The sequence below is a fragment of the Rhizobium sp. SEMIA 4085 genome, from assembly GCF_013004495.1.
Taxonomy (GTDB): domain Bacteria; phylum Pseudomonadota; class Alphaproteobacteria; order Rhizobiales; family Rhizobiaceae; genus Rhizobium; species Rhizobium gallicum.
In genome coordinates this window covers 1-10367 of record NZ_JABEPH010000216.1, presented here as the reverse complement: position 1 = coordinate 10367, position 10367 = coordinate 1, and the positions used below count along the sequence as shown (strand labels likewise).

Genomic DNA, 10367 nt, shown 5'->3' with positions numbered 1-10367 from the left:
ACGTGCCGGACCCGCGCCCCGTTGTCGTCGCCGCGGTCAGGCGTGGCGGCGCGAATCGGCCACTCGTCGAACGCCGCCCCCCTATGTACGCCAGTTCTCGCCGCGCCCGTGGGGACGACGGAGAGGACTCCGTTGAGGCGGTGGGCCAGGCGAGCCTGGCGGTATTGCTGGCGCCGATGCCGCCACGGAGGCCATCGGCCATGCTGTTCGCATGGCGGGCAAGATCGAGCCAGAGATCGTTGTCGAAATACGCGTCGAACTGGGCGGCGATGAAGCGCGACTTGGAGAAGAGCTGTGCCGCACGTTTTCGGATAAAAGGCATCTCTTTGGCCTGATCCGGATGAAAGAAGACGATCGCCTCCGCGCACCAGCACCCGTTCTTGGTGCCACCGAAGGAAAGCATGTCCACCCCGCGTTTCCATGTCGTTTCGGCAGGCGTTGCGCCAAGTGCGACGAGCGCATTCGCGAAGCGGGCGCCGTCCATATGAAGAGCCAGGTTCCGCTTCTTTGCGATGGCTGAAATCTCGCCGATTTCCGGCAACGTGTAGACCGTACCAATCTCGGTTGCCTGGGTGATGGTAACTGCACTGGCGCGGCCGTGATGCACCGCATCCTCAGGGAAGTCTGCTATCTTCGACGAAAGCCTTGCCGGATCGATCTTGCCGGACGCACCGGGCACGGCAACAAGGCGGGCGGAGCCGGAGAAAAATTCCGGTGCCCCGCATTCATCCTCGATGACATGGGCCTCCGAATGACAGAAGGTGATGCCGCCGGGGCGCTGGACGCTGGCGAGCGCAAGGGAATTCGCAGCCGTACCCGTCGCGACAAAGAACACGGAGACTTCACGCTCGAAGACCTCGCAAAAGCGTGCCTCGACTTTTTTATCGAGATCGCCGGTGCCGTATGCGGACGCGAAGCCGGCGGAAGCCGCGAGCAGGCGTTGGGCAATAGATTCATGGGCGCCGGCCCAGTTGTCGGAAGCAAAATTCATGGGAAGAACCGTTAGGAAATGTGGGGTTGGCAAGATCGGCAGGGACATTACGCCAAAGCTTCACGCGATCAAACATCTCAGTCGCAATGCATCACAAAAATTGAATTCCGCAATCAATAAACAAAATAGTGCGGCGCCGTGTAATTTAATTTCGTCATTTTCGTCAGTTTGGCAATCTTCCGTCGCAAATCGACGATTTTTTAATTGCGCGCTCTTGCGGAGCGCATAGGTTTCTGGCATAGAACTGATGAATTAGGACAGTGTTGCTGTCCTATTTTGGCCTTTGCGGCCGAAGAGGCGCCGAAAGCCCTGACCTTTGCAGGGTTTCACGCTATAGTCCCCTTAAGCGCAGCCTTGGCAGCGCTGCGGCGACTGGCAGGCGCGGAGCGCGGCGGCTCGCTTTTGGCGGGCCAACGCGACCGGATCTTCGATAATGCAACAGCGCTGTCACGCGCCGAACCCCGTATCAAGGGACGGCGCGCGACAAAGAGACGCCCGCTCGCGGGCTTTGACAGGAGGGAAAGATGACGAAGACGCCATCCACGGGTTTTGACCAGTTCGCAGCAGCAGACATGCGCGCAACGGCCAATACGCGTAAATCCGCCTCCGGTTTGCCGCGAAAACAGGGTCTCTACGATCCGCGCAACGAGCATGACGCCTGCGGCGTCGGCTTCGTCGCACATATGAAGGGCCAGAAGTCGCACCAGATCGTCAAGGACGGTCTTTTCATCCTCGAAAACCTGACGCACCGCGGTGCCGTCGGTGCTGACCCGCTGATGGGCGATGGCGCCGGTCTTCTCGTGCAGATTCCCGACCGTTTCTTCCGTGAGGAAATGGCAAAGCAGGGCGTCATCCTGCCGAAGGCCGGTGAATACGGCATGGGCCATATCTTCATGCCGCGCGACGAACAGCAGATCGAGCACTTCAAGAAAGTGATCCAGGATGTGATCACCGAGGAGGGCCAGGTCTTCCTCGGCTTCCGCGACGTGCCGGTCGACAACTCCTCGCTCTCCAAGGCGCCGGATATCGCCGCCACCGAACCGCATCATGTTCAGGTCTTCATCGGTGCCGGCGAGGATGCCGCGACGAACGACGAGTTCGAGCGCCGCCTCTTCACGCTCCGCAAGGTGATCTCCAACCGCATCTACGACGAGTTTGAAGGCGAGGAGAGCAACTTCTATCCGGTGTCGCTTTCGTCATCTACCGTCGTCTACAAGGGCATGTTTCTCGCCTATCAGGTCGGAGCTTATTATAAGGACTTGTCGGACCCGCGGTTCGAAAGCGCGGTTGCCCTCGTGCACCAGAGGTTCTCGACCAACACCTTCCCGTCCTGGAAGCTGGCGCACCCCTATCGCATGGTTGCCCACAACGGTGAAATCAACACGCTGCGCGGCAACGTCAACTGGATGGCGGCGCGTCAAGCGTCGGTGTCTTCGCCGCTTTTCGGCGAGGACATCTCCAAGCTCTGGCCGATCTCCTACGAAGGCCAGTCGGACACAGCCTGTTTCGATAACGCACTCGAATTCCTCGTGCGCGGCGGCTATTCGTTGTCGCATGCGGTGATGATGCTGATCCCGGAAGCCTGGGCCGGCAACCAGTCGATGGCGGCCGAGCGCAAGGCATTCTACGAATACCACGCTGCCTTGATGGAGCCATGGGACGGGCCGGCTGCCGTCGCCTTCACCGACGGCAAGCAGATCGGCGCGACGCTCGACCGCAACGGCCTGCGTCCGGCGCGCTATCTCGTCACCAATGATGATCGTGTCATCATGGCGTCGGAAGCGGGTGTGCTGCCGGTTCCGGAAGAAAACATCATCCAGAAGTGGCGCCTGCAGCCCGGCAAGATGCTGCTGATCGATATGGAAGAAGGCCGCATCATCTCGGATGACGAGGTGAAGTCGCAGCTTGCGACACAGCATCCCTACCGCAGCTGGCTCGACCGTACTCAGCTTATCCTGGAAGACCTGAAGCCGGTCGAACCGCGTGCGCTGCGCCGCGATGTTTCGCTGCTCAACCGCCAGCAGGCCTTCGGCTACACAACTGAAGACACGAGAATCCTGATGTCGCCGATGGCGACGACGGGTCAGGAAGCGATCGGCTCGATGGGTACGGATACGCCGATTTCGGCGATGTCCGACAAGTCGAAGCTGCTCTACACCTACTTCAAGCAGAACTTCGCCCAAGTCACGAACCCGCCGATCGATCCGATCCGCGAAGAGCTTGTCATGAGCCTGGTTTCCTTCATCGGGCCGCGGCCGAACATCCTCGACCATACCGGCATGGCGAACGCCAAGCGTCTCGAAGTGCGCCAGCCGATCCTGACCAACGGCGATCTCGAAAAGATCCGCTCGATCGGTCACACGGAAGACCGTTTCGATACCAAGACACTCGACTTCACCTATGATGTCGAGCGTGGTGCCGACGGCATGCCGGATATGCTCGACCGTCTCTGCGAGCGCGCCGAAGCGGCAGTCAAGGGTGGCTACAACATCATCGTGCTTTCCGACCGTCAGATCGGGCCAGATCGCATCGCGATCCCGGCGCTGCTGGCGACCGCTGCCGTCCACCATCACCTGATCCGCAAGGGGCTTCGAACGTCGGTCGGTCTTGTCGTCGAGACCGGCGAGCCGCGCGAAGTGCATCACTTCTGCCTGCTCTCGGGCTATGGTGCTGAAGCGATCAACCCCTATCTCGCCTTCGACACGCTGCTTGACATGCATGCCAAGGGCGAATTTCCGAAGGAAGTGGACGCCAGCGAAATCGTCTACCGCTACATCAAGGCGGTCGGCAAAGGCATCCTCAAGGTCATGTCGAAGATGGGCATCTCGACCTATCAGTCCTATTGCGGTGCGCAGATCTTCGATGCGATCGGACTGCAGTCGGAATTCGTCGACAAGTATTTCTTCGGCACCGCAACGATGATCGAAGGCGTCGGCCTGGAAGAGATCGCCACGGAAACCGTTGCTCGCCATACGGCCGCCTTCGGCCGCGACCCGTTGCTTGCAAGCACGCTCGACATTGGCGGCGAATATGCCTTTCGCATGCGTGGCGAAAGCCATGCCTGGACACCGGACGCTGTTGCAGCCCTTCAGCATGCCGTTCGCGGCAATGCCGAGGATCACTACCGCGAATTCTCCGAAATGGTGAACACCACGGCGCTGCGCATGAACACCATCCGCGGCCTGTTCAAGGTCAAGAGCGCAGATGAGCTCGGCCGTAAGCCGGTATCGATCGACGAGGTCGAACCGGCTGCCGATATCGTCAGGCGCTTCTCGACGGGTGCGATGTCCTTCGGCTCGATCAGCCGCGAGGCGCACACGACGCTCGCAATCGCCATGAACAAGATCGGCGGCAAGTCGAACACCGGTGAAGGCGGCGAAGAGTCCGACCGCTACATGCCGCTGCGCGACGGCTCGATGAACCCGGAACGCTCGGCGATCAAGCAGATCGCTTCGGGACGCTTCGGGGTGACGACCGAATATCTTGTCAATGCCGACGTGCTGCAGATCAAAGTCGCGCAGGGTGCAAAGCCCGGCGAAGGCGGCCAGCTGCCGGGTCACAAGGTCGATGCGACGGTCGCCAAGACCCGTCATTCGACGCCCGGCGTCGGGCTGATTTCGCCGCCGCCGCATCATGACATCTATTCGATCGAAGACCTGGCGCAGCTCATCTACGACCTGAAGAACGTCAACCCGACGTCCGACGTCTCGGTCAAGCTCGTCTCGGAAGTCGGCGTCGGCACGGTCGCCGCCGGTGTTGCCAAGGCGCGCGCCGACCACATCACCGTTGCCGGCTTTGACGGCGGCACGGGTGCGTCGCCGCTCACTTCACTGAAGCATGCCGGCAGCCCTTGGGAAATCGGCCTTGCCGAAACCCAGCAGACGCTGGTGCTGAACGGGCTGCGTTCGCGCGTCGCCCTGCAGGTGGACGGCGGCCTGAAGACCGGCCGCGATGTCATCATCGGCGCGCTGCTGGGCGCCGATGAGTTCGGCTTCGCAACCGCGCCGCTGATTGCCGCGGGCTGCATCATGATGCGCAAGTGCCACCTCAACACCTGTCCGGTAGGGGTTGCGACGCAGGACCCGGTTCTGCGCAAGCGCTTCAAAGGCACACCCGAGCACGTCATCAACTACTTCTTCTTCGTCGCCAACGAAGTGCGCGAAATCCTGGCCTCGCTCGGCTTCACCAAGCTCGACGACATCATCGGTGCCTCGGAACTGCTTGAGAAGGACGAGATGCTGGCGCACTGGAAGGCCAAGGGGCTCGATTTCAGCCGCATCTTCCACAAGGTTGATGCAGCAAAGGCAGAGACTTACTGGACGGCGCGTCAGAAGCACCCGATCGACGACATTCTCGACCGCAAGCTGATCGAAAAGGCCGAGCCTGCGCTCTCCTCGAAGACGCCGGTCGCCATCGAAGTCGATATCAAGAATGTCGACCGTTCGGCGGGCGCCATGCTCTCTGGCGAGGTTGCCAAGCGCTACAACCACCGCGGCCTGAAGGACGACACGATCAACGTCACACTCAAGGGGACAGCCGGTCAGTCGTTCGGTGCCTTCCTCGCGCGCGGTGTCACCTTCACTCTCATCGGCGACGGCAACGACTATGTCGGCAAGGGCCTTTCGGGCGGCAAAATCATCATCCGGCCCCCGGAGAACTCGAGGATCGTCGCTGAAGATTCCATCATCGTCGGAAACACCGTGCTCTACGGTGCGACTGAGGGCGAGTGCTACTTCCGCGGTGTCGCAGGCGAGCGTTTCGCGGTGCGCAACTCAGGCGCCATTGCCGTTGTCGAGGGCGTGGGCGACCACGGCTGCGAATACATGACGGGTGGCGTGGTGGTCGTGCTCGGCGCAACGGGCCGCAACTTTGCGGCCGGCATGTCCGGCGGTGTCGCCTACGTTCTCGACGAGGCCGGCGACTTCGCCAAGCGCTGCAACATGGCGATGGTCGAACTCGAACCGGTTCCGGAAGAGGACGACATGCTGGAGAAGCTGCACCATCACGGCGGCGACCTCATGCACAAGGGACGCGTCGACGTCTCCGGTGACATGACGCGTCACGACGAGGAGCGCCTTTACCAGCTGATCTCCAACCATCTGCACTACACGGGCTCGACCCGCGCCAAGCAGATCCTGGACAACTGGGTCGACTACCGTCCGAAATTCCGCAAGGTCATGCCGGTCGAATACCGTCGTGCGCTCGAGGAAATGGAACGGAGCCGGATGGGAATCGCCGCGGAGTGAGTGCTCTAAATCGCTAGATCGGCCACTGCCCTGACGAGCGGCATGGAGGATGCTGGAAAGAACGATGATGAAAAATCGGTTTTCGCTGCTTCATTCCTTCATCTCTCTGTGCCTCGCCGCCGCAGTTTCCGCCGGAACTTCTTTTGCCGGCGGCGGCCTTGAAACGGAATTCGTAGCCCTGGGCGCAGTCATGGGACTGGCCTACTGGTACTGGGGACCTTCGGGTCTTGGGCTTTAAGATGATGAGGGACGAAAATATGGGTAAGGTCACAGGGTTTCTGGAAATCGACCGGCAGGTGGCGAAGTATCAGCCGGCGTCGGATCGTATCCGGCATTTCCGCGAATTCACGATCCCGATGTCGGACCAGGAAGTGCAGAAACAGGCCGCGCGCTGCATGGACTGTGGCATCCCCTATTGCCATGGCCCGACCGGCTGCCCGATCCATAACCAAATTCCGGACTGGAACGACCTCGTCTACAACAACAATTGGGAAGCGGCGATCCAGAACTTGCATTCGACCAACAACTTCCCCGAGTTCACCGGCCGTGTCTGCCCGGCGCCTTGCGAAGAAGCCTGCACGCTGAACCTCGAAGATGCGCCGGTTGCGATCAAGACGGTCGAGCAGGCAATTGCCGACAAGGCTTACGAGCTCGGCTTCATCCGTCCGCAGCCGGCAACGGTCCATACCGGCAAGAAGGTCGCAGTCATCGGCTCCGGTCCCGCTGGTATGGCGGCTGCCCAGCAGCTCGGCCGCGCCGGCCATGAGGTCCATGTCTACGAACGCGAAGGCCGCCCGGGCGGCTTGCTGCGCTACGGCATTCCCGACTTCAAGATGGAGAAGAACTTCATCGATCGCCGCGTCGAGCAGATGAAGGGCGAGGGCGTTACCTTCCATTGCGGCGTCAATGTCGGCGTTGACATGAAGGTCGAGCAATTGCTGTCCGATTACGATGCCGTGCTTTACTGCGGCGGCTCCGAAACGCCGCGCGAAGCCGGCATTCCCGGTATCGAACTTGCCGGCGTCCATGACGCGATGCCCTATCTCGTGCAGCAGAACAAGCGTGTCGGACGCGAAAACATCGACAGCGTCGGCTGGGCGTCGGACCCGATCCTGGCCGGCGCCAAGCATGTGGTCGTCGTCGGGGGCGGCGATACCGCTTCGGACTGCGTCGGCACGGCGTTCCGTCAGGGCGCCGTGAAGGTTACGCAACTCGACATTCGTCCTCAGCCGCCGGAGAAGGAAGACAAGCTCGCCGTTTGGCCGTTCTGGGCAACCAAGATGCGCACCTCTTCGTCGCAGGCCGAAGGCGCCGTCCGCGAGTTCCAGGTGGCGACGCTGGGGTTCATCGGCGAGGACGGCGTGCTGACAGGCGTCACGTGCTGCGAAGTCGACGAACGCCGCAAGCCGGTTCCCGGTACGGAATTCGTCATCAAGGCGGATCTCGCCTTTATCGCCATCGGTTTCCGCGGACCGTTCACTGACAGCGTACTCAAGGAACTGGACGGCAAACTGACGCTCAACACCGACCGCCGTGGCTCGACCAATGTCGTTGCCAACGACCACGACTACAAGACCTCGGTCGACAAGCTATGGACGGCAGGCGACGTTCGCCGTGGCCAATCGCTGGTCGTCTGGGCGATCCGCGAGGGCCGCCAGGCTGCGCGTGCGATCGACGAAGCGCTGATGGGCTCGACGGTTCTGCCGCGCTGATTGCTCTCGCTTAAAGCCGAACAGAACGCGCTGCTCGCAAGATATGCGGGCGGCCGGTCTATTGATCAGTCTGTAGGGCATCTGTCCAAGGGCTTCGAAGGCGGCTTCGAGTTCGAAAGCGAGCGTCACGAAAATTTAATCTCCATGCGCACGGTCGCTCGGGCAAAGAACTGAAGCTTATTTGGTCGAGACCTGCTTTGGCTCTTTCGGGGCGGGAAGACTGTAGTCGTCCACGCGTCCTAGAGGCGCCGGGTCCATCTTGCCCTCCTGCACGAGCTTGTCGCGTGGCGAGTTCGCCAAAGTGGCCGGAGGCTGCCTGCCGCCGAGAAGCTCAACTCCTCCATCGAGGTTGGGGTCTGAAAGACTGATCGGCTGCGTATGCGCGACAGGGTCCGATGGCAGACCGAGATGGGGCAGGTTGCTGGTGTCGAGGCGCACAAGATCGGGACTTGCCTGCGCGCCGAGAAGGCGGCGGGCCGGCTTTTCAACATAGAAAGCGACCTTGCGGCGTCCGGCCTGTGTCAGATTGATGCCGTCCGAGGTGCGCAGGCGCACCTGCTGACCGTTGATGTCGGAACCGGTAACGACGAACTGTCCGTTCTCGTCCACGAAGCCATCCCAGATGTCGACGAATTCCCCGCCGATACTTTCCACCTGCTTGCGATAGAGCTGGTTCATCTGAACGGCGTCGGCCGTCATCGAGGGCGATTCGAAAGCAGGGAGTCCGACCCAAAGCAATGGTATCTTGCGGTTCGTTATTTCCTTGCCGAAGTTCAGCACACGCTTCTGATACTCGCCATACCAGGCGTCGGTGCGGAACTTCTCCTTGGCGCCGCCGATGACCATCTGCTGCCGGTCGTTGGCGCCGATCATGACGACGACCATCGCCGGCTTCAGTTCGTCCATTATCTTCAGGAGCTGTTCGGGCCAGTCGTAATAATCGTCGCGCACCAGGCCCGAAGAGACGTTGCCTCGGGCCTCTACGATCACGCCGGGCGAAGTCTTGAATGCTTCCGTCATGCCATCGCCCAGGCCGCTTGCGAGAAAATCGCCGACGATCAGGATCTTTTGGGCATTCTCGAGTTTCTGGACCACCGGCTCCTGGAGGACGGGCGCTACAGGCCGCGCAGTGGCGACGGTTGGGGGTTTGGGCGCGAGCGGGGGCCGTTTGCGCTGACGCTGCGGCGGGCGTCGAACCTCGGGCGGCGGCGCATAATCTTCGTTGATGTAGCGGCGGCCGGTGAAGAAATCGAAGATCGAGCGGCGGTAGTAATAGCGCTCCTGCGCGTCGGCAAAATCAACGGGCGCGGTGATGCCGAAGGAAAGCATCAGAGCGGCGGAAAGCAGCGTCCTCCAGCCCAGTTTCAGCCTGTTACCCGATCTACGCATCGCCATGCCCCACATCTCGCGACATTTTCGCATGGAGGGGACACACACGTCCACTCTCCATGAAAGCTATGTCGTGGATTTCTCCTGTCTAGCGCCGGAGCGCATTCAGGAGCGGGAGCGAGGGTTTGCCATCGGCCTGCATGCCGAGGCGTTCTTGAACCGCCGAAATTGCGGCTTTCGAACCTGAACCGAAATTGCCGTCGACCTCGCCGTTGTAATAGCCGAGCGTCTTCAAGCGATTTTGCAGCTCGAATTTTTCCTTCATGTCGAGCGTGCCCTCCGGGCGCGGCCAGCGCTGTTTCATGCCACCATAACCGGCAATTTCATCGGCAAGCAGGCCAACGGCAAGCGCATAGCTGTCGGAAGCGTTGTATTTCTTGATCGTGAAAAAGTTCGCGGTCATCAGGAAGCCGGGACCGCCGGCGCCAGCCGGCATCTTCAGCACCGCCCTTGTTGAGCCGTCTCGAAAACCCTTGCCGTTGGGGCGGGTGACGCCCATCGCTGCCCATTGCGCGATCGTATGTGTCTTGCCTACCTGCTTTGCCAGGCTCGCTGGAACCGAGACTTCGTAGCCCCAGGTCCTGCCGGTGTCCCAGCCGTTCTTTGCGAGAAGGTTGGCGGAGGTCGCAAGTGCATCCGGCACGGAATTCCAGATGTCGCGATGACCATTGCGGTCGGCATCGACGGCATAAAGCAGATAGCTTGTCGGAATGAACTGCGTATGGCCCATGGCGCCCGCCCACGATCCCGTCATGCCATCGGCAGAGATATCACCGTTCTGCAGGATCTTCAGCGCAGCGACGAGCTGCTTCTTGGCAAATTTGGAGCGGCGGTCGTCCGCGTAGGCAAGGGTTGCAAGCGCACGTGGCACATAGTGCAGGCGGTCGGCCTTTGTGAGGACTGCGCCGGAGTTCGAGTCCCTCGACCAGATCGCCAGTATGGGGTTCTTGTCGACGCCGGAAAGCCGGTCGAATTGCGGCCGGGTCGGGGCGTGCTTGTGGGCCAGTTTGCGGGGGAGCCCGGCTGTGG

At 61.1% G+C, this 10367-nt stretch carries 5 protein-coding genes and 1 pseudogene; 3 read left to right on the top strand and 3 right to left on the bottom strand.

Translation table 11 applies throughout. The annotated features are described in order from the left end of the window. A pseudogene (locus tag C9413_RS20315) lies at window positions 1-991 on the bottom strand (low specificity L-threonine aldolase); the annotation flags it as partial. A 524-nt stretch (window positions 992-1515) separates the two neighbouring features. On the opposite strand from C9413_RS20315, the gene gltB reads away from it, so the two are divergent. The 3 genes from gltB to C9413_RS20300 all read left to right on the top strand — a co-directional run bounded on the left by gltB (window position 1516) and on the right by C9413_RS20300 (window position 7949). After that, complete coding sequence (gene gltB, locus C9413_RS20310) at window positions 1516-6237, top strand: glutamate synthase large subunit (RefSeq protein WP_039846084.1); 4722 nt, start codon at window positions 1516-1518, stop codon at window positions 6235-6237. Between the two features lie 64 nt (window positions 6238-6301). Next, the gene (locus tag C9413_RS20305) at window positions 6302-6475 is read left to right on the top strand and encodes a hypothetical protein (RefSeq protein WP_166677315.1); all 174 of its coding nucleotides are present in this window, start codon (window positions 6302-6304) and stop codon (window positions 6473-6475) included. A 19-nt stretch (window positions 6476-6494) separates the two neighbouring features. Beyond that, window positions 6495-7949, top strand: coding sequence for a glutamate synthase subunit beta (locus C9413_RS20300; protein ID WP_039846083.1), 1455 nt, complete (start codon window positions 6495-6497; stop codon window positions 7947-7949). A 177-nt stretch (window positions 7950-8126) separates the two neighbouring features. Here C9413_RS20300 and C9413_RS20295 read toward each other — a convergent pair whose 3' ends face one another. Both C9413_RS20295 and C9413_RS20290 read right to left on the bottom strand, forming a co-directional pair. Then, on the bottom strand, window positions 8127-9278 hold the full coding sequence (locus C9413_RS20295) for a DUF459 domain-containing protein (protein ID WP_223844025.1): 1152 nt from the start codon (window positions 9276-9278) through the stop codon (window positions 8127-8129). Window positions 9279-9426: 148 nt separating this feature from the next. After that, window positions 9427-10367: lytic murein transglycosylase (locus C9413_RS20290; RefSeq protein WP_170250824.1), on the bottom strand; the 941-nt coding region annotated here is incomplete at its 5' end.